An 18,827-nucleotide genomic window follows, 5' to 3' on the forward strand; every position below is an offset into this window, starting at 1 on the left:
GAGGACAAGATGCCACTGACCCCGGATTTCGATGCCTTCGCCACGGCTTACGAGGCCGGGCAGAACCAGGTCGTCTATACCCGACTGGCCGCCGATCTCGACACGCCGGTCTCGCTGATGCTGAAACTGGCAAGCGGGCAAAAGGATGCCTTCATGCTGGAATCGGTGACCGGCGGCGAGGTGCGCGGGCGCTATTCCATCATCGGCCTGAAACCGGACCTGATCTGGCGCTGCGACGGCGACAAGGCGGCGCTGAACCGGCAGGCGCGATTCGACCCCGAGGGGTTCACCCCCGAAGAGGCCGATCCGCTGACCAGCCTGCGCGCGCTGATCGCCGAAAGCCGGATCGACCTGCCCGACGACCTGCCGCAGGCCGCCGCCGGCCTGTTCGGCTATCTCGGCTATGACATGGTGCGGCTGATCGAGCATCTGCCGAACGTGAACCCCGATCCGCTGGGCCTGCCCGACGCGCTGATGCTGCGCCCCTCGGTGGTGGCCGTGCTGGACGGGGTCAAGGGCGAGGTCACGGTGGTGGCCCCCGCCTGGGTCAGCGGCGGCCAGAGCGCCCGCGCCGCCTATGCCCAGGCCGCTGAACGGGTGATGGACGCCGTCCGCGACCTGGAACGCGCCATGCCCGCCGAAAGCCGCGATCTGGGCGAGGCCGAAGAGGTGGCGGCGCCGGTCTCGACCTTTACCCGCGAAAGCTACAAATCCGCGGTGGAAAAGGCCAAGGAATACATCCGCGCCGGCGACATCTTCCAGGTGGTCCCGGCGCAACGCTGGACCCAGGATTTCCCGCTGCCGCCCTTCTCGCTCTATCGCTCGCTGCGGCGCACCAACCCCTCGCCCTTCATGTTCTATTTCAACTTCGGCGGCTTCCAGGTGATCGGCGCCAGCCCCGAGATCCTGGTGCGGGTGTTCGGGAACGAGGTCACCATCCGCCCGATCGCCGGCACCCGGCCGCGCGGGGCGACCCCGGAGGAAGACCGCGCGCTCGAGGCCGAGCTGCTGGCCGACCAGAAGGAACGCGCCGAACACCTGATGCTGCTGGATCTCGGCCGCAACGACGTGGGCCGGGTCTCGCGAATCGGCACCGTGCGCCCGACCGAGAAATTCATCATCGAACGCTACAGCCACGTGATGCACATCGTGTCCAACGTGGTGGGCGAGCTGGACGCCGACAAGGATGCGCTCGACGCCTTCTTTGCCGGCATGCCCGCCGGCACGGTCAGCGGCGCGCCCAAGGTGCGCGCGATGGAGATCATCGACGAGCTGGAACCCGAGAAACGCGGGATTTACGGCGGCGGCGTCGGCTATTTCAGCGCTGGCGGCGACATGGACATGTGCATCGCGCTGCGCACCGCCATCGTCAAGGATCACAAGCTCTATATCCAGGCCGGCGGCGGCGTCGTCTATGACAGCGACCCCGAGTCCGAGTACCAGGAAACGGTGCACAAATCGAACGCGATCCGCCGCGCGGCAGCGGATGCGGCGCGCTTTGCCGGCGGCGGCAACACCCGCTAGCTCCGAACACGGCCAGTCTCGAACACCGCCAGTCCCGACAACGAAAAACCCCCGCCGCCTTTCGGCAGCGGGGGCAGATCCCTGCGATCCGGGACGGCGATCAGCCCTTCAGGATCGAGCGCCCGGCATACTCCGCCACGTCGCCCAGCATCTCTTCGATGCGGATCAGCTGGTTGTATTTCGCCAGCCGGTCCGAGCGCGCCAGCGAACCGGTCTTGATCTGGCCGCAGTTGGTGGCGACCGCCAGGTCGGCGATGGTGGCATCCTCGGTCTCGCCCGAGCGGTGGCTCATCACGTTGGTGTAACCGGCGCGATGGGCCATATCCACCGCCTGCAGCGTCTCGGTCAGCGACCCGATCTGGTTCACCTTCACCAGCATCGAGTTGGCGACGCCCTTCTGGATCCCGTCAGCCAGTCGCGCCGGGTTGGTCACGAACAGGTCATCGCCCACCAGCTGCACGCTGTCGCCCAGCTTGTCGGTCAGGATCTTCCAGCCGTCCCAGTCATCCTCGCTCATGCCGTCCTCGATCGAGATGATCGGGTAGTCGGCACACAGCGCGGCGAGGTAATCGGCGTTCTCTTCCGAGCTCAGCGTCTTGCCCTCGCCCAGCAGGTGATAGGCGCCGTCGCGGAAATACTCGGTCGCGGCGCAATCCAGCGCCAGGCAGATATCCTCGCCCGGCTTGTAACCGGCCTTCTCGATCGACTTCAGCACGAAGTCCAGCGCGTCGCGGGTCGAGGCCAGCTCGGGGGCAAAGCCACCCTCGTCGCCCAGCCCGGTGGACATGCCCGCCGCCGACAGCTCTTTCTTCAGGGTGTGGAACACTTCGGAGCCCATGCGCACCGCGTCGCGGATGTTCTCCGCCGCCACCGGCATGATCATGAATTCCTGGATGTCGATCGGGTTGTCGGCATGTTCGCCGCCGTTGATGATGTTCATCATCGGCACCGGCAGGACCCGCGCCGAAGTGCCGCCGACATAGCGATACAGCGGCTGGGTGGTGAAATCCGCCGCCGCCTTGGCCACCGCCAGGCTCACGCCCAGGATCGCGTTGGCGCCCAGCCGGCCCTTGTTCTCGGTGCCGTCCAGCTCGATCATCGCCTGGTCGAGGCTGACCTGCTCGGTGGCGTCAAAGCCGACCAGCTCATCGGCGATCTCGCCATTCACCGCTGCCACGGCCTCCAGCACGCCCTTGCCCATGTAGCGGGCCTTGTCGCCGTCGCGCTTCTCCACCGCCTCATAGGCACCGGTCGAAGCGCCCGAGGGCACCGCCGCGCGGCCCATGGTGCCGTCTTCCAACAGCACGTCCACCTCGACGGTGGGGTTGCCCCGGCTGTCCAGGATCTCGCGCGCGTGAATGTCGATAATCGTGCTCATTTTCAATGTCCCGCTATGATCGTTGACCGCCTCATACCGGGGCAAAGGCCCAAGGAAAAGGGGCGCTCAGGCCGCAGGGCGATGTTTGCGCTCACGCCAGACCGCCCGTTCGCGCAGCACCGTGTAGATGCCCGAACCGACGATCACCACCGCCCCCAGCAGGGTCAGCCAGTCCGGCCGCTCGCTGAACACGAAGAATCCCACCACCAGCGCGAACAGCAGGCGCGAATAGCGGAACGGCGTCACGAAGGAGACCTCGCCGATGCGCATCGCACCGACGATGGCGTAATAGGACAGCGCCCCGAGCAGCACCGCACCGGCGGTCATCGCCCACAGGTAACCATCCGGGGCCACCGGCGCGCGCGGGCTGACCAGCGACAGCACCGCCGCCGCCGGGATCAGGGTGACAAAGGCCAGGAAACTCAGCTGGTACGAGGAGACGCCACCATCCACCCGCCGCGTGCTCAGGTCGCGCAACGCCAGCCCGAACACCGCCTGCACCGCGAACAGGGAATTGATGTCGAACCCGTCCAGCCCGGGACGGATCACCAGCAGCACCCCGACGAACCCGGCCAGGATCGCGCTCCAGCGCCGCCAGCCCACTGGCTCATTCAGGAACAGCGCCGCCCCCAGCGTCACCGCCAGCGGCGTCGCCTGCAACACCGCCGAGGCCGAGGAGAGTGGCGTCAGCGCGATCGCGGTGACAAAGCCCACCGTGCCGATCAATTCGCCCAGGTTCCGCAACAGGACCGCCCGGCTCAGGAACGCCCGGGTCAACAGACGTTGCCCCATCAGCACCGTCAGCGTGCCGAAGACCAGCGCCCCGCCACAGCCCAGAGCGGCGATGATCTGCCAGGTCGGCAGCGCCCCCGCCATCAGCTTGATGAACATGTCCTCGCCCGCAAAGCCGAGCATGGCCAGCGTCATCAGGGCCGCACCGCGCAGATTGTCCATGTCGAAATGTCCCGGAAAGAGAGTGTTGGATGCCCCCCATTGGCCGGTTTCGCCCGCCGCCGCAAGCCCTCGCGCCCAATTGTTGAACCCGGGCGCGGGTGCTATGGAAGGCCCATGCAGGCCACGCTTATCAAGCAGATCGGGATCAACGCGCGCACTATCGCGGTGGGCGCGCTGGGGGCCGCCCTGGGCTGGTCGCTGTCGCTGCCCGCCGCGCTGCTGGTCGGCCCGGCACTGGCGGTGACGCTGGCCGGGCTGGCCGGGCTGCGCTGCGCCATCGCGGCGCCGATGATGCAGGTCTGTTTCGTCGTGCTCGGCATGGGGGTCGGCGCAGGTTTTACCGAACAGGCCGGCGGCGCGGTGCTGCACTGGCCGCTGGCCTTTGCCGCGCTGGCGCTGGCGATGCCGGTGACCATGACGCTGTGCCGGCTGCTGCTGCAACGCGGCTTCGGCTTCGACCGGCAAAGCGCGGTGCTGGCCTCCGCCCCCGGCCACCTGAGCTTCGTGCTCGCCGCCGCCGCCGACAGCGGCAGCGACCTGGCCCGGATCGCGGTGGTCCAGTCGATCCGGCTGCTGGCGCTGACCCTGATCGTGCCCTTCGCGGCGCTGGCGATGGGCTATCGCATGGGCGCCAGCGTCCTGCCCGCCGGGGCGCCGATGCATCCCGTGCACCTGGTCGCCCTCGCCGTGATCGGCGTGGCGCTGGGGCTGGTGTTCCGCCGACTGCGCCTGCCGGCGCCGATCCTGCTGGGGCCGATGCTGGCCTCGATGCTGGGCCATGTCACCGGGCTCACCCCCGGCACCCTGCCCGCCTGGCTGATGATCCCCGCCTTCCTGATGATGGGCACGCTGATCGGCACACGGTTCTCGGGGATGCAGGTGGCGCAGGTGCGCGCGGCGCTGCTGGCCGGCCTCGCCGTCACCCTCGTCGGCGGCGGCATCGCGGCGCTGGCGGCGGTGCCGGTGGCGCTGGCGCTGGGAATCCCGGCGGCCCATGTGCTCGCCGGCTTCGCGCCCGGCGGGCTCGAGACGATGATCGCGCTCGCCGCCGTCCTCGGTGCCAGCCCCGGCCTTGTCGCCGCCTGTCACATCATCCGGCTGTTGATCCTCAGCGTCCTGATTCCGATCGCGCTGCACCGGGCCGAGCGGCAGACCCGCGCCGCCTGAAGCCGGGGGCTATTTCCGCTTTGGCACCCCGTAAAGCTCCAGCTTGTGCCCGCGCAGCTCGTATCCCAGCCGCTCCGCGATCTTCTCCTGCAGGGCCTCGATATCCGGGTCGCAGAACTCGATCACCTCGCCCGAGTTCATGTCGAACAGGTGGTCATGGTGATCGCGCTCGGCGTCCTCGTAGCGCGCGCGCCCGTCGCCGAACTCCAGCCGGTCCAGGATCCCCGCCTCTTCGAACAGCTTGACGGTGCGATAGACCGTGGCGATCGAAATGCCGGGGTCGATCGCGCTGGCGCGGGCGTGCAATTCCTCGGCGTCCGGGTGGTCGCCGCTGTCCTGCAACACCGTCGCGATGGTGCGGCGTTGCCCGGTCATGCGCAGCCCCTTGGCCTCGCAGCGCTCAATGATGGTGTCGGTCATCGGCGATCCCATTGTCCTCTGGCCCTCGGGTTTAGCGCGTGTTTCCGCAGGCTGCCACAGGGTTTTCCGTCACAGGCCCGCGGATGAAAGCCTGACATAAAGGTTGACATCGGGGCCGCCGGAGGCCATGTGCCCTCTATTGGCGCCGTCTCCTGCCGCGTGAGCAGACCAGACCAAGAGCGGACAACAACCCGCCCGGCCCGCATGGGGCCCGACAGACCGGGACGCGCCAATGAGTTCCCAAGATCACGCGTGGGGCCAATGCGCCGATGCGTCCCGACGTGGCATCCTGCCGCCGGGTCAGAGCATCTTGCGCCCCAACCGCCGCGCGAGATGCGGCAGAACGCCCGGCCTGCGACCGTCGCAGGCCCGAAAGGATACGACTTGAACCAATTCGAAATGATGGGGCTTCCGGCCTCGATCGTGACCCGCCTCACCGAGATGGGCTTTACCGAGCCGACCCCGATCCAGGCCCGCGCGATTCCCCATGCGCTGGACGGCCGCGACGTGATGGGCCTGGCCCAGACCGGCACCGGCAAGACCGCCGCCTTCGGCCTGCCGCTGGTCACCCGCATGATGGAGATCGGCCGCAAGCCCGACCGCTATACCGTGCGCGGCCTCGTGCTCGCCCCCACCCGCGAACTGGCCAACCAGATCAGCCAGACCCTGCGCGCCCTGACCGAGGGCACCCACCTCAGGGTCGGCTTCGTGGTCGGCGGCCAGTCGATCAACGCCCAGATGAAACGGCTCGAACGCGGCACCGACCTGCTGGTCGCCACCCCCGGCCGGCTGCTCGACCTGCTGGACCGCAACGCGCTGACGCTCGAGGAATGCTCATTCCTGGTGCTCGACGAGGCCGACCAGATGCTCGACCTCGGCTTCATCCACGCCCTGCGCAAGATCGCCGCCCTGCTGCCCGAGGAGCGCCAGACCATGCTGTTCTCGGCCACCATGCCGAAACAGATGAACGAGATCGCCAAGAGCTACCTGCAGAACCCGATGCGGGTCGAGGTTTCGCCCCCGGGCAAGGCCGCCGACAAGATCACCCAATCGGTGCATTTCATCGCCAAGGCCGAAAAGGCCGCCCTGCTCAAGGAACTGCTGGACACCCACCGCGACGAACGCGCGCTGGTCTTCGGCCGCACCAAGCACGGCTCGGAAAAGCTGATGAAATCGCTGGAAAAGGCCGGGTTCTCGACCGCCTCGATCCACGGCAACAAGAGCCAGGGTCAACGCGACCGCGCCATCGCCGCCTTCAAGGCCGGCGAGATCAAGGTGCTGGTGGCCACCGATGTCGCCGCGCGCGGGCTTGATATCCCCGACGTCAAGCATGTCTACAACTATGACCTGCCCAACGTGCCCGACAGCTACGTGCACCGGATCGGCCGCACCGCGCGCGCCGGCAAGGACGGCGCCGCCATCGCCTTCTGCGCCCCCGACGAGATGGGCGAGTTCAAGGCGATCCAGAAGGTGATGGGGATCTCGATCCCGGTCGCCTCGGGCCGCCCGTGGGAACCCGTCGATGCCCCCGCCAAACCCTCCGGCGGCAACCGTCGTCGCGGCGGCGGCGGCGGTGGTGGCGGCAACGGCGGCGGCAAGCCGGGCGGCGGTCAGCGCCGGCGCCGGCGCTCCGGTGGCGGCGGCGGCCAGGGTCGCGGCCGGCAAGCCGCCTGACCCTTTCAGAAAGACCATCGAAAAGGCCCCCCGGCGGGGCCTTTTCCGTTTCCGGCCCCTGTCACCCCGGGCTCGCCCCGGGGCCTCTCGACGCGCCTGCCGCAGATCCCGGATCAGGTCCGGGATGACACCTGTCTCCCCCACCTGTCACCCCGGGCTCGCCCCGGGGCCTTCCGCCGCGCCTGCCGCAGATCCCGGATCGGGTCCGGGATGACAGCCGTCTCTCGCCCCCGCACCTGTCACCCCGGGCTCGACCCGGGGCCTTCCACCGCTACCCCTGCGTCACCACGTCGGCCCAGATCGGCAGGTGGTCCGAGGCGATATGCGCCGGCTGCTCCAGGTGCACCCCGTGCCCGGCCACGCCCAGCCCGTCGCTCACCGCGATCCGGTCCAGCGGCCCCAGCGGGCGCAGCGCCGGAAAACTCGCGCGCGGCGGCAGGAACCGCATCCGCGGTGCCAGCCCCTCCAGCGCGCTGCGCGGCGACCAGTCGTTGAAATCCCCGGCCCAGATCATCGGCATCATTGGCAGCCCAGCACATTCCTGCGCCAGGTGCTGCACCTGCTGGCGCCGCGACCGCCCCACCAGCCCCAGGTGCGTGCCCACCACCCGCAGGGACCCCAGCGGACTGTCGAATGCGACCCAGACCGCGCCGCGCGGTTCCAGCCCCGGCAGGTCGATATGCCCTTTTCCGGTCAGCTCCAGCGCCCCGCGGCGCCAGATCACCGCGTTGCCATGCCAGCCCAGCGATCCGGCGCCGCCCAGGTCGGCCACCTCCCATCCGGCCTCTTCCAGCACGAAATGCGGCAAGGCGGCCGGGCGCGGCGGCAACCGCTTGTCGGCCTCCTGCAGCACCACCACCTGCGCCCGCAGCCGGTCCAGCACCTGAAGGATACGGCGCGGTTTCCGGCGCAGGTCCAGCCCGACGCATTTCTGGATGTTATAGCTGGCCAGGCGCAGCTTGGCGCTCTCACTCATGCCTCTCGGTCCGGGTACAACTCGGCTGTGACAACCAATTGTGCCGATGCGGCCCCCGGACGCAAGCCCGGTGATTTACGTGACCTTGACAATTGCATGACTTGCGCATCCTTTGGGCGCATGGAGGAGAAACGCGCAATCGACCCGGCCGGTGCCGCGGCCCTGACCGGGTTCGCGCTGCTGCTGGCCTTTAACCAGGTGGTGATCAAGCTCACCGGCGACGGGTTCGCACCGGTGTTCCAGGCCGGGCTGCGCTCGGTCGGGGCGGCACTGGTGGTGCTGCTCTGGATGCGGCTCCGCGGCCTGCCAGTCACTGCACCACGCGCGGCGATTCTCTGGGGCGTGCTGTCCGGGCTGGTCTTCGCCTTCGAGTTCACCTGCCTCTACATCGCGCTGGACCTGACCACCGTGGCGCGCGCCTCGATCATCTTCTACTCGATGCCGGTCTGGCTGGGGCTGGCCGCGCACCTGTGGTTGCCGGGCGAACGGATCACCGGCCCGGGGGCCCTGGGCATGGCGCTGGCGATGGGCGGCGTGGCGCTGGCGCTGGCCGACCGTTCCAACGGGCAGGCCAGCCTGATCGGCGACCTGCTGGCCCTGATCGCCGCCTTCGGCTGGGCCGGTATCATCCTGTTGCTGCGGATGACCCCGCTGTCGCAGATGGCCCCGGTGATGCAACTGCTGGTCCAGGTGGTGGTCTCCGCCCCCGTTTTGCTGGCCGTCGCGCCGCTGTTCGGCCCGCTCACCCGCGATCCCGGTGCCCTGCATGTCGCCGGTCTGGCGTTCCAGGCGATCTGTGTCGTCGGTTTGGGCTATATCGTCTGGTTCCACCTGATGTCGGTGTTCCGCGCCTCGGGCGTCGCCTCGTTCAGCTTTCTCTCGCCGGTCTTCGCGGTGGTCTTCGGCTGGGCGATCCTGGGCGAACATATCGGCCCGCCGGTCTGGATCGCGCTGGTACTGGTGGCCCTGGGGCTGGTTCTGATCAACCGGAAATAACCCGCGCCTCACCCGCCTCTCGGAGATTGCGCGCAATCGCCTGTCGGTCGAAACTTGCCCCGGCCAACGTCAAGCAAACCCCGGTCACGTGCCGCAAAAGGTCGCCTCCACCGCCTCGCCGGGCAAAGGCGGGCGGGTCAGCTCCTCGGCCTCGGGCTGGTCGTCATAGGGGCGCGCCAAGACCGCGTTCAGCCGATGGAACGGCGCGTAATCGCCTTCGACCGCCGCCGCGATCATCTGTTCCACCCGGTGATTGCGCGGGATGAACGCCGGGTTGGCCGCGCGCAGCAGCGGTCCCGCCTCGGGCAAGCCCGCACGCCGGGCGCGCCACTCCGCCTCCCAACCATCATAGGCGGTGGGATCGGTGAACTGATCGCGCGCCTTCTCGCCCCCCAAGGCACAGAACGTATTGGTGAAATCCGCCTGCCCCGCCACCATCCGGCGCAGCAGATCCTCGATCAACTGCTGGTCGCCCTCCCGCGCATCGCTCAGCGCCAGCTTGGCCCGGAACAGCCGCAGCCACGCCGCCTCGATCTGGCCGGGCATGGCGTGGACGATCTCGGTCGCCTCCTCCACCGCCGCCTCGCGGTCCTCCATCTGCTGGATCAGCGCGGTGGCCAGCTGCGCCAAGTTCCACACCACCATCTCGGCCTGCCGGTCATAGGCATAGCGCCCGTGACGGTCGATCGAGCTGTAGACCGTCTGCGGATGGAACATGTCGATAAAGGCGCAAGGCCCGTAATCGATCGTCTCGCCCGAGATCGCGCAATTGTCGGTGTTCATCACCCCGTGGATGAACCCCACGCCCATCCACTGCGCCACCAGCCGCGCCTGCGCCGCGCAGACCGCCCGCAACAGGCCCATCGGCCCCTCGGCCTGCGGGTAATGGCGCGCGATGGCATAGTCGGTCAGGCGCCTCAGGCTCTCCAGATCGCCGCGCGCGGCAAAGACCTGGAAGCTGCCCACGCGCAGGTGGCTCGCCGCCACCCGCGTCAGCACCGCGCCGGGCAAGGCGCGCTCGCGCAGCACCTCTTCGCCGGTTTCCACCGCCGCCAGCGCCCGCGTGGTCGGGATGCCAAGGGCGTGCATCGCCTCGGACACCAGGTATTCGCGCAGCACCGGCCCCAGCCAGGCGCGCCCGTCACCACCCCGCGAATAGGGCGTGCGCCCGGATCCCTTCAGCTGAATGTCCCGACGCAGACCGTCCACGCCCACCACCTCGCCCAACAGCACCGCGCGCCCGTCGCCAAGCTGCGGGTTGTACTGGCCGAACTGGTGCCCGGAATACAGCTGCGCCAAGGGCGCGGCCCCCTCCGGCACCAGATTGCCCGAGAAAACCTGCGCCATATCGCGCACCTCTCCCGGCGCGATGCCCATCACCCGGGCCAGGTCGGCGTTGAACGCCACCAGCCGCGGTGCTCGCACCGGTTGCGGGTCCTGCGCGGTGAAAAACGCGCCCGGCAGCCGGGCGAAGGAGTTGTCAAAGGGGATATGCAGGGTCATGACGCAAAGATAACTCCTGCACGCAGGATTGCCATAGCAGCCCGGGCCGCAAGATGCATAATCGCGACCATGACCGCGCAGACCGCAAAGCAGATCATCGAAACCCTGAACCTGCACCGCCACCCCGAGGGCGGCTGGTTCGCCGAGACCTGGCGCGCCGACACCCCCGGCCGCGCCTCCGGCACCTGCATCTATTTCCTGCTGACCGAGGGCGAGGCGAGCCATTGGCACCGGGTCGACGCCACCGAGATCTGGCACTACCACGCCGGCGCGCCGCTGCTGCTCTCGCTCAGCGCCACCGATGCGGGTCCGGCGCAGGACCACCTGCTCACCCCCGACCTGGCAACAGGCCGCCCGCAGATCATCGTCCCCGAACACCACTGGCAGGCCGCCCGCAGCACCGGCGCCTATACGCTGGTCTCCTGCACCGTCTCGCCCGGGTTCGAGTTCTCCGGCTTCACCCTCGCCGCGCCCGGCTTCGACATCCCGCGCGGCTGAGCCTTCGGTCCCACGTCCAAGGCAGCGTCCGCCCCTTCTTCTCTGCTCAAGTACTCTGGGGGTGAGGGCCGCAAGGCCCGAGGGGGCAACGCCCCCTAATTGCCCGGTCGGCTCACGATCCCGCCGCCGACCAGCGCCCGCACCCCCGTGGTGCCGGGGCAAGAGGTCGCCATCCCGTAGGCCACCCGCACCGCGAGAAAGGCAAAGGCCTGCGCCTCCAGCATGTCGCCATCCAGCCCCACCGCCTCGACCGGCTCCACCGGGCACTCCAGCGAGACCCGCAGCATCTCCATCAGCACCGGGTTCAGCCGCCCGCCGCCGGTGACCAGCACCCGCGCGGGCGGGCGCGGGCAATGCTCCATCCCCTGCGCCACGCCCGCCGCGCTCATCGCCGTCAGCGTCGCCACGGCGTCGGCATCGTTCAATTCGCCGACCAGCCCGATCATCTCGGAAAAATCGTTTCGGTCCAGCGACTTCGGCGGCATCCGCGCAAAGTATGGCTCAGCCAGGAACAGCTCCAGCGCGCCCTCCTCGACCTGCCCGGTCGCGGCCAGTGCGCCGCCCTCGTCCATCGCCCGGCCCAACCGTTCCTGCATCAGGTCGTTGATCGGCGCATTTGCCGGCCCGGTGTCAAAGGCCAAGAGCGCGCCCTCCACCTCCGGCTCGTCGAACGACGGATCGACATAGGTCAGGTTGCCGACCCCCCCGAGGTTGACAAAGCACAGCGGCTCCTGCGCCCCGATCCACTTGGCACAGGCGAAATGAAAGAACGGCGCCAGCGGCGCCCCCTCGCCGCCCATCGCCACGTCGTCACTGCGGAAATCCCAGACCACCGGCACGCCAATGGCCTCGGCCAGGGCAGCCCCGTCGCCCACCTGGCAGGTGCCCCGCCCGCGTGGCTCATGCGCCAGGGTCTGGCCGTGAAAGCCCACCAGCTCGACGCCCTCGAACCCCGCCAGCAACTCCGCATGCGCGCCGTCCACCACGCGCCCGGCTGCCTCGGCCTTCGGCCCGGCCCACTGGCCCAGCCCGGCCCGCAACACCGCGCGCTCCTCGTCCGAATAGGCACGATAGCCGGTCTCGCCAAATCCCAGTATCCAGCGCCCGTCGGTGTCGACCACCGCCGCATCGACCCCGTCAAGGGAGGTTCCGCTCATCGCCCCGAGCGCGCGCAGCGGCGCGCCGATTCTCCCGGCCTTATTCATGGCCTTTTCCTTTGTCTCACTGCCGCCTATACACTCCCCGCAAATCAAACCCGAGGCAAGCCATGACATACCACCCGAAATCGGACTTCATGCAGGTGATGATGACCCGCGGCTATCTGGCCGACTGCACCGATTACCAGGGCCTCGACGAGGCGCTGAACAAGGGCGTGGTGACCGCTTATATCGGGTATGACGCCACCGCGAAATCGCTGCACGTGGGGCATCTGCTGAACATCATGATGCTGCGCTGGCTGCAAAAGACCGGGCACCAACCGATCACCCTGATGGGCGGCGGCACGACAAAGGTGGGCGATCCCAGCTTTCGCGCCGACGAACGCCCGCTGCTGAGCGCGGAGCAGATCGACGCCAATATCGCCGGCATGAAACAGGTGTTCTCGAAATACCTCAGCTACGATGACACCCCAAACGGCGCGCTGATGCTGAACAACGCCGAATGGCTCGACGGGTTGAACTACCTCGAGTTCCTGCGCGACATCGGGCGGCATTTCTCGGTCAACCGGATGCTCAGCTTCGAGTCCGTGAAATCCCGGCTCGACCGCGAGCAATCGCTGTCCTTCCTCGAATTCAACTACATGATCCTGCAGGCCTATGACTTCCTTGAGCTGAACCGCCGCTACGGCTGCGTGCTGCAGATGGGCGGCTCGGACCAATGGGGCAATATCGTCAACGGCATCGACCTCACCCGCCGGGTTCTGGATCACGAGATCTACGGCCTCACCTCGCCGCTGCTCACCACCAGCGACGGGCGCAAGATGGGCAAGAGCCAGGGCGGCGCCATGTGGCTCAATGCCGACATGCTCAGCCCGTACGAGTTCTGGCAGTTCTGGCGCAACACCACCGACGCCGACGTCGGTCGCTTCCTCAAGCTCTACACCGAGCTCGAGGTCGAGGAATGCGACCGCCTCGGCGCGCTGGCGGGCTCCGAGATCAACGCCGCCAAGATCATCCTCGCCAACGAGGTGACGACGCTGTGCCACGGCGCCGGGGCGGCGGCAGCGGCCGAGGCTACCGCGCGCGAGGTCTTCGAAAAGGGCGGTGTCGGCGACGACCTGCCGACGCTGGCGCTGACGCCCGCCGACCTGGCCGATGGTGGCATTTCCATCGTGCAGGTGATCGTGCGCGCGGGTCTGGCCAAGTCCGGCAAGGAGGCCAAGCGCCTGATCGCCGAGAACGGCGCCCGGCTCGACGACGCGCCGCTCACCGACGCCGGGCTGATGCTCGACGCCGCCGCGCTCTCCGCGCCGATCAAGCTCTCCGCCGGCAAGAAGCGCCACGCGCTGGTGCAGCTGGCCGACTGACCGGCAGGGCGCCCCGCGCCCTGCCCCCCCCCGGCGCTTTTTTTGTCACCCCGCGCCTGACTCGGGGCCTCCCAACCCTCCCTGTCACCCCGGGCTTGACCCGGGGTCTACCGTCACACACCCAAGATCCCGGATCACCTCCGGGATGACAGCCCCACAGCACACCAACGCTGTCACCCCGCGCCTGACCCGGGCCTCTCGCCACACCGCCAACACCTCCGGAATGACAGCCGCATTCCATTCACCGCCCGATTCCGCCGCGTTCCCGCAGGCGCCCTCTGGATTTCCCCACCCGCCGCCTGTTATCTGAACACATGTTCAGATCAAGGGAGAGGGACCCGACATGAAACTCAGCACCACCGCAGCGGTCATCACCGGCGGCGCCTCCGGCCTGGGCGAGGCCACCGCGCGCCACTTCGCAGCGAACGGCGCACAGGTCACCCTGCTCGACCGCGACGCCGAGCGCGGCACCAAGGTGGCCGAGGAGATCGGCGGGTATTTCGCCGAGACCGACGTGACCGACGAGGACTCGGTCAAGGCGGCGATCGACATGGCCGTCGAGAAGATGGGCAAGATCACCGCCACGGTGAACTGCGCCGGCATCGCCTATGGCATCAAGACCGTGGGCAAGGACGGCCCGCATCCGCTGGATGCCTTCAAGCGCACCATCGACATCAACCTGGTGGGCACCTTCAATGTCTGCCGGCTGGCGGCTGAGGTCATGGCCCGGAACGAGCCCGAACCCGACGGCGCGCGCGGCGTCATCGTCAACACCGCCTCGGTCGCCGCCTTCGACGGGCAAAAGGGCCAGGCCGCCTATTCCGCCTCCAAGGGCGGTGTCGTCGGCATGACCCTTCCGATGGCGCGCGATCTGGCCAGCTCCGGCATCCGCGTGATGACCATCGCGCCGGGTATCTTCATGACGCCGATGCTGGCCGGCCTGCCGGAAGAGGTGCAGCAACAGCTCGCCGCCGACGTGCCCAATCCCGCCCGCCTCGGCCAACCCGAGGAATACGGTCGCATGGCCGGCTTCATCGTCGAGATGGGCTATCTCAACGGCGAGGTGATCCGTCTCGACGGCGCCCTGCGGATGCGCTGAGCGGGACGCACCCGCGCCCTGTCATCCCCGCCACCCTGTCATCCCCGCGAAAGCGGGGATCTCTAAATCCACAGGAATTTCGACCGCGAACGCGGAAACGGTGGCAAGACAACCCGAAACGTACAAAACGGCCCGGAAACTCCCCAATCGGCGTTTCCGGGCCGTTTTTCCGCGTCGCGACTTGTACGAAACGCAGCCTGAATCCTACGAGTCAGCCGCCTTTTCTTCCAACTCCAGCCATTCCTCTTCCGCCGAAGAAAGCTTCTCCTGACGCGCCACCAGCGCCTCGGTTGCCTTCTGGAACTTCACCGGCTCACGGGTGAACAACGCCGGATCGGCCAGCAATTCCTCCAGCTTTCCGATCTCGGCCTCCAACCGTTCGATCTCTCCCGGGAGCGCCTCCAGCCGGTGCTTCTCGGTAAAGGAAAGACCGGTTTTCACCTTCTCTTCCTGCTTTACCTTCGACTTGGAACCTTTTGTCTTTTCGCCTTTTTCTTTGACAGGATCCGGGCGTTGCGCCTGGTAATCGCTCCAGCCGCCCGCATAGATCACCGCGCGCCCGTCGCCCTCCATCGCCACCGTGGTGGCGGCCATCCGGTCGAGGAAATCCCGGTCGTGGCTGACCAGCAGAACGGTGCCGTCGTAATCGTCCAGCAACTCCTGCAACAGGTCCAGCGTCTCCACGTCCAGATCGTTGGTCGGTTCGTCCATCACCAACAGATTCGACGGCTGCGCCATCAGCTTCGCCAACAGCAATCGCGCCTTTTCCCCGCCCGAAAGCGCCCTTACCGGGGCCCGGGCCTGGCGTTCGTCGAACAGGAATTCCTTAAGATAACCAACGACATGCTTGGGTGTTCCCCGCACCATGACCTGGTCGGCCTTGCCCGAGACGCGCATCTGCGGATCGCCGGTCAGGCTCTCCCAAAGGGTCGCATCGGGATCAAGCTGCGCGCGCGCCTGATCGAACACCGCGATCTCCAGGTTGGTGCCCCGCACCACGGTTCCGCCGTCCGGTTCGACCTCGCCCAGCAGCATCTTGAGCAAGGTGGTCTTGCCCGCGCCGTTGGGCCCGACAAAGGCCACACGGTCGCCGCGCTGGATCTTGATCGAAAAGTCACGAAGGATAGCCTTATCCCCGTAAGTCTTTGAAATATCTGTTGCCTCGATGACCTTTCGGCCGGACTTCGGGCCTGAGTCCAGCGCCATTCCGGCGGCGCCCTGTCGCGTGATCTGGGCCGCGCGTTCGGCCCGCAACGCCTGCAACGCCCGCACCCGGCCCTGATTGCGCTTGCGCCGCGCGCTGATCCCCTCCACCGCCCAGCGGGCCTCGGACTTGATCAGCCGGTTCAGCTTGTGCCGCTGCATGTCCTCTTCGTCCCAGACCGCGTCGCGCCAGGCCTCGAAGTCGGCGAACCCCTTGTCCTGACGACGTACAATTCCCCTGTCCAACCAAAGGGTTGCACGCGTAAGGTTACGCAGGAAGGCGCGGTCGTGGCTGATCAGAACATAGCCCGCGCGCGTCGCCTTCAGCTCCTGTTCCAGCCAGCCGATCGCCTCGATATCGAGATGGTTGGTCGGCTCGTCCAGCAGCATCAGTTCCGGCGCCTCGGCCATCAGCTTCGCCAGCGCCGCGCGCCGTCGCTCGCCGCCCGAGGCGGTCTCGACCGGGCGCGCGGGATCGAATTTCAGCCCCTCTCCGGCGCGCTCCACCTTGTACATCTCTCCCGGCTCCAACCCGGAGGTCGCGAAATCTCCGAGCGTGGAAAACCCGGTCATGTCAGGGTCTTGCTCCATGTAGCCAACCGAGGATCCGGGGCCTACGATGACCTCGCCCTTGTCCGGCTCGACCAGGCCGGCCATCACCTTCATCAGGGTCGACTTGCCCGATCCGTTGCGCCCGACCAGGGCGACCCGGTCGCCGGGTTGCACCACAAGGTCGATGCCGGAAAACACCGGATCGCCACCGAAGGTGAGGGAAATGCCGTTGAGCTGCAAAAGGGGTATACGTGCCATGCCCGCCAGCTATCCTCGCCCGCGCGCGCCGTCAACGCCCCTGCACCCGCGCCGCGGAAAACCCCGGCTCAGCCCGCCACGGTCCGAAGCAGCTTCTTGCGCGCCGGGGGAATCGCCCCGATTTCCAACCCGGTAAAGACATGCAGCGTGTTCATCTGCCGGTCGACCACCGCGTGATCGCTGACCCAGCCGCCCATCATCAGGTAGGTGCGCAGCAGCGGTGGCATCCGTACCATCGCTTTCCTGGCGTCCGGCTTGCGCCGCAACCGCGCGGCGAATCGAAACACATCCGGCGCCTTGACCCGTGGCAGCCAGCGTTTCGGTCCGAGGTGGCGATGTTTCAAAATGGCAAAGGCATCGAGGTATTGCGCGGTCTCGGTCCCCGCGAAGGAGGAACAGCCGAACAGCATGGCGACGTCGTTGTCATCGACAAAACGGGTCATCGCCCCCCAGGCGACCCGCAGGATGTCGGGGTCGTGAACATCGGGGTCGATGCAGAATCGCCCCATCTCGACCATGCGCCCGTCAAAGCTTTGCAGCCCGGAAAGCTCATAGAATTGCGCCGAGTAGCTGCGCGCCAGTTGTGCGCCGTCCTCGAACATCAGCATGCGGAAACAGCAGACCAGAGCGCCGCTGCGGGTGTCGTGCACAAGGAAGTGCGAACAGATCTCGTCAAAGGAATCGCGGTCGGGCTGCTCGGTGCGGAACGCCCGCGTGCGCAGCGCCTGCGCCGCCGCGATATCGTCGGCGGTTTCGGCCAGACGCGCCCGGTACCGGCCCTTGGTCAACAGCGGCATATGTCCCTCCGCGATGCTTCGGCAGGATCGTAGGTCTGCGCCGTCCAGCACACAAGATAAGACGCCGGCTTGATGCCGGTCAGTTACTCGAGCACGCTGCCCGGGTTGAACCGTCCGAGGTTGCCCAGCAGCTGCCGCAGGAAGGTCTTGTCCTCGACGCTGGAACTGGTCACCCGGCGCTCGAGCGGGATGGTGCGGCCATCCTCGAGCCCGTAGCGTTCGATACCGCGCACCACGCCACGCTGGTCGAAATTGATCGCCACCACCTCGCGCGAGACCACCTTGGGCTCCGTCGGCCCGAAGTGGCGCATGCGGGAGGCGACATAATAAAATCCGCTGTCCTTGAGCACGCCGGAGGAGGTCGGCGGGCCGACCGCCTCGACCACGCTGTCGCGGGTGTCCTTGCCGACCTGGATCGCGTCCAGATCCTCGGGCGTGGGCACATAGCCGTGGTTGCGATAGATCGTGACACACCCCGACACGGCCAGAACCATGAGCGTCAGACCGGCGCCGCGCAGGGCCGCTTTCAGCGGAGAGAGAGATGCATTCATTGCTGCCCTTTCGGCTTGGCTTTTCTGTGCCTGCCATCCCGCTTATATAAACTGCGCCCACGGTTCAAGATTGCGAACACCAATGAAGAAAGGCGACCCCCGGGAATGACCGACACAAATGCGCTGCGGGTGGCCGACCTGCCACAGACCGCCCCCACCCCCTTTGAACTGGTCCCCGGACCCGAGGCGCGCGCGGCGCTGGCGGCCGAGCTGGAGTTGAGCGCGCTGCGCAAGCTGCGCTTTGCTGGCCGGATCCGCACCAGCGGCAAGCGCGACTGGCTGCTCGAAGGGCATCTCGGCGCCACCGTGGTGCAGCCCTGCGTGGTGACGCTGGAGCCGGTGACCACGCGAATCGAGACCGACGTACGGCGGCTGTTCCTGGCCAAGATGCCCGAGACCGAAGCGCCCGAGGTGGAAATGGGCGAGGATGACACCACCGAGCCGCTGGGGGCCTGGATCGACCCCGCCGCGGTGATGGCCGAGGCACTGGCGCTGGCGCTGCCGCTCTACCCGCGCAAGGAGGACGCCGAACTGGGCGAGGCGGTCTATACCGAACCGGGCAAGGCGCCGCTGCGCGACGAGGACGCCCGCCCCTTTGCCGGGCTGGCCGCGCTGCGCGATGCGCTGAAAAAAGACGAATGACCGGCGCCTTGCCCCCTCTCGCATCCGTCAGTCGGGGCGCGGGGGCAAGAATCGGTTGCAAGCGGCAAAAATGCCGGTATTTTCGCCCGCTCATCCGAATTAGGGTTGGAC

At 67.6% G+C, this 18,827-nt stretch carries 17 protein-coding genes; 8 read left to right on the forward strand and 9 right to left on the reverse strand.

The annotated features are described in order from the left end of the window. The first annotated feature begins 9 nt into the window (after positions 1-9). Positions 10-1,524 carry an anthranilate synthase component I gene (gene trpE / locus ABWV23_RS17190; protein WP_353349915.1) on the forward strand — a complete coding sequence of 505 codons (1,515 nt, stop codon included), beginning with the start codon at positions 10-12 and terminating at the stop codon, positions 1,522-1,524. 100 nt (positions 1,525-1,624) lie between these two features. Here the strand turns inward: trpE and eno are convergent, their stop codons facing one another. After that, positions 1,625-2,902 (reverse strand): phosphopyruvate hydratase, encoded by a 1,278-nt coding sequence (gene eno, locus ABWV23_RS17195; RefSeq protein WP_353349917.1) that lies wholly within the window; start codon positions 2,900-2,902, stop codon positions 1,625-1,627. A gap of 66 nt (positions 2,903-2,968) precedes the next feature. Beyond that, positions 2,969-3,856, reverse strand: coding sequence for a DMT family transporter (locus ABWV23_RS17200; protein ID WP_353349918.1), 888 nt, complete (start codon positions 3,854-3,856; stop codon positions 2,969-2,971). A gap of 114 nt (positions 3,857-3,970) precedes the next feature. Between ABWV23_RS17200 and ABWV23_RS17205 the strand changes: the two genes are divergently transcribed. After that, positions 3,971-5,023, forward strand: coding sequence for an AbrB family transcriptional regulator (locus ABWV23_RS17205; RefSeq protein ID WP_353349919.1), 1,053 nt, complete (start codon positions 3,971-3,973; stop codon positions 5,021-5,023). 9 nt (positions 5,024-5,032) lie between these two features. Here ABWV23_RS17205 and ABWV23_RS17210 read toward each other — a convergent pair whose 3' ends face one another. Then, positions 5,033-5,443 carry a Fur family transcriptional regulator gene (locus ABWV23_RS17210; protein WP_353349921.1) on the reverse strand — a complete coding sequence of 137 codons (411 nt, stop codon included), beginning with the start codon at positions 5,441-5,443 and terminating at the stop codon, positions 5,033-5,035. Positions 5,444-5,827: 384 nt separating this feature from the next. On the opposite strand from ABWV23_RS17210, the gene ABWV23_RS17215 reads away from it, so the two are divergent. Beyond that, entirely contained in the window at positions 5,828-7,117 is a 1,290-nt protein-coding gene (locus ABWV23_RS17215; protein ID WP_353349923.1) for a DEAD/DEAH box helicase, read from the forward strand. Positions 7,118-7,388: 271 nt separating this feature from the next. Here the strand turns inward: ABWV23_RS17215 and ABWV23_RS17220 are convergent, their stop codons facing one another. Next, a complete protein-coding gene (locus ABWV23_RS17220) occupies positions 7,389-8,093 on the reverse strand; it encodes an endonuclease/exonuclease/phosphatase family protein (protein ID WP_353349925.1) in 705 nt (234 codons plus the stop codon). Positions 8,094-8,213: 120 nt separating this feature from the next. Between ABWV23_RS17220 and ABWV23_RS17225 the strand changes: the two genes are divergently transcribed. Further along, complete coding sequence (locus ABWV23_RS17225; protein WP_353350133.1) at positions 8,214-9,089, forward strand: DMT family transporter; 876 nt, start codon at positions 8,214-8,216, stop codon at positions 9,087-9,089. An 84-nt stretch (positions 9,090-9,173) separates the two neighbouring features. Here the strand turns inward: ABWV23_RS17225 and ABWV23_RS17230 are convergent, their stop codons facing one another. Beyond that, positions 9,174-10,592 carry a protein adenylyltransferase SelO gene (locus tag ABWV23_RS17230; RefSeq protein WP_353349927.1) on the reverse strand — a complete coding sequence of 473 codons (1,419 nt, stop codon included), beginning with the start codon at positions 10,590-10,592 and terminating at the stop codon, positions 9,174-9,176. 69 nt (positions 10,593-10,661) lie between these two features. On the opposite strand from ABWV23_RS17230, the gene ABWV23_RS17235 reads away from it, so the two are divergent. Next, positions 10,662-11,090 (forward strand): cupin domain-containing protein, encoded by a 429-nt coding sequence (locus ABWV23_RS17235; RefSeq protein ID WP_353349929.1) that lies wholly within the window; start codon positions 10,662-10,664, stop codon positions 11,088-11,090. 95 nt (positions 11,091-11,185) lie between these two features. Here ABWV23_RS17235 and ABWV23_RS17240 read toward each other — a convergent pair whose 3' ends face one another. Beyond that, positions 11,186-12,295 (reverse strand): anhydro-N-acetylmuramic acid kinase, encoded by a 1,110-nt coding sequence (locus ABWV23_RS17240; RefSeq protein WP_353349931.1) that lies wholly within the window; start codon positions 12,293-12,295, stop codon positions 11,186-11,188. 62 nt (positions 12,296-12,357) lie between these two features. On the opposite strand from ABWV23_RS17240, the gene tyrS reads away from it, so the two are divergent. Both tyrS and ABWV23_RS17250 read left to right on the forward strand, forming a co-directional pair. Beyond that, positions 12,358-13,614: a tyrosine--tRNA ligase gene (tyrS, locus tag ABWV23_RS17245; protein ID WP_353349933.1), complete on the forward strand. Its 1,257-nt coding sequence runs from the start codon at positions 12,358-12,360 to the stop codon at positions 13,612-13,614. Between the two features lie 343 nt (positions 13,615-13,957). Next, positions 13,958-14,713: a 3-hydroxyacyl-CoA dehydrogenase gene (locus ABWV23_RS17250; protein ID WP_353349935.1), complete on the forward strand. Its 756-nt coding sequence runs from the start codon at positions 13,958-13,960 to the stop codon at positions 14,711-14,713. Between the two features lie 204 nt (positions 14,714-14,917). Here the strand turns inward: ABWV23_RS17250 and ABWV23_RS17255 are convergent, their stop codons facing one another. From ABWV23_RS17255 to ABWV23_RS17265, 3 genes are all read right to left on the reverse strand, one after another. Next, complete coding sequence (locus ABWV23_RS17255) at positions 14,918-16,726, reverse strand: ABC-F family ATP-binding cassette domain-containing protein (RefSeq protein ID WP_353349937.1); 1,809 nt, start codon at positions 16,724-16,726, stop codon at positions 14,918-14,920. A gap of 68 nt (positions 16,727-16,794) precedes the next feature. Further along, on the reverse strand, positions 16,795-17,523 hold the full coding sequence (locus ABWV23_RS17260; protein WP_353349939.1) for a GNAT family N-acetyltransferase: 729 nt from the start codon (positions 17,521-17,523) through the stop codon (positions 16,795-16,797). An 83-nt stretch (positions 17,524-17,606) separates the two neighbouring features. Then, positions 17,607-18,074, reverse strand: a complete 468-nt coding sequence (locus tag ABWV23_RS17265) for an outer membrane protein assembly factor BamE (RefSeq protein WP_353349941.1) — start codon at positions 18,072-18,074, stop codon at positions 17,607-17,609. A gap of 105 nt (positions 18,075-18,179) precedes the next feature. Between ABWV23_RS17265 and ABWV23_RS17270 the strand changes: the two genes are divergently transcribed. Then, the gene (locus ABWV23_RS17270; protein ID WP_353349943.1) at positions 18,180-18,716 is read left to right on the forward strand and encodes a YceD family protein; all 537 of its coding nucleotides are present in this window, start codon (positions 18,180-18,182) and stop codon (positions 18,714-18,716) included. Positions 18,717-18,827 lie beyond the last annotated feature (111 nt).

This window comes from Aquicoccus sp. SU-CL01552, from assembly GCF_040365005.1.
GTDB lineage: Bacteria > Pseudomonadota > Alphaproteobacteria > Rhodobacterales > Rhodobacteraceae > Antarcticimicrobium.

Excerpts from the sequence above, each read along its gene's own strand:
- trpE (WP_353349915.1), top strand. The coding sequence starts at position 10 with ATGCCACTGACCCCGGATTTCGATGCCTTCGCCACGGCTTACGAGGCC.
- eno (WP_353349917.1), bottom strand. The coding sequence starts at position 2,902 with ATGAGCACGATTATCGACATTCACGCGCGCGAGATCCTGGACAGCCGG.
- ABWV23_RS17200 (WP_353349918.1), bottom strand. The coding sequence starts at position 3,856 with ATGGACAATCTGCGCGGTGCGGCCCTGATGACGCTGGCCATGCTCGGC.
- ABWV23_RS17205 (WP_353349919.1), top strand. The coding sequence starts at position 3,971 with ATGCAGGCCACGCTTATCAAGCAGATCGGGATCAACGCGCGCACTATC.
- ABWV23_RS17210 (WP_353349921.1), bottom strand. The coding sequence starts at position 5,443 with ATGACCGACACCATCATTGAGCGCTGCGAGGCCAAGGGGCTGCGCATG.
- ABWV23_RS17220 (WP_353349925.1), bottom strand. The coding sequence starts at position 8,093 with ATGAGTGAGAGCGCCAAGCTGCGCCTGGCCAGCTATAACATCCAGAAA.
- ABWV23_RS17225 (WP_353350133.1), top strand. The coding sequence starts at position 8,214 with ATGGAGGAGAAACGCGCAATCGACCCGGCCGGTGCCGCGGCCCTGACC.
- ABWV23_RS17230 (WP_353349927.1), bottom strand. The coding sequence starts at position 10,592 with ATGACCCTGCATATCCCCTTTGACAACTCCTTCGCCCGGCTGCCGGGC.
- ABWV23_RS17235 (WP_353349929.1), top strand. The coding sequence starts at position 10,662 with ATGACCGCGCAGACCGCAAAGCAGATCATCGAAACCCTGAACCTGCAC.
- ABWV23_RS17240 (WP_353349931.1), bottom strand. The coding sequence starts at position 12,295 with ATGAATAAGGCCGGGAGAATCGGCGCGCCGCTGCGCGCGCTCGGGGCG.
- tyrS (WP_353349933.1), top strand. The coding sequence starts at position 12,358 with ATGACATACCACCCGAAATCGGACTTCATGCAGGTGATGATGACCCGC.
- ABWV23_RS17250 (WP_353349935.1), top strand. The coding sequence starts at position 13,958 with ATGAAACTCAGCACCACCGCAGCGGTCATCACCGGCGGCGCCTCCGGC.
- ABWV23_RS17255 (WP_353349937.1), bottom strand. The coding sequence starts at position 16,726 with ATGGCACGTATACCCCTTTTGCAGCTCAACGGCATTTCCCTCACCTTC.
- ABWV23_RS17260 (WP_353349939.1), bottom strand. The coding sequence starts at position 17,523 with ATGCCGCTGTTGACCAAGGGCCGGTACCGGGCGCGTCTGGCCGAAACC.
- ABWV23_RS17265 (WP_353349941.1), bottom strand. The coding sequence starts at position 18,074 with ATGAATGCATCTCTCTCTCCGCTGAAAGCGGCCCTGCGCGGCGCCGGT.
- ABWV23_RS17270 (WP_353349943.1), top strand. The coding sequence starts at position 18,180 with ATGACCGACACAAATGCGCTGCGGGTGGCCGACCTGCCACAGACCGCC.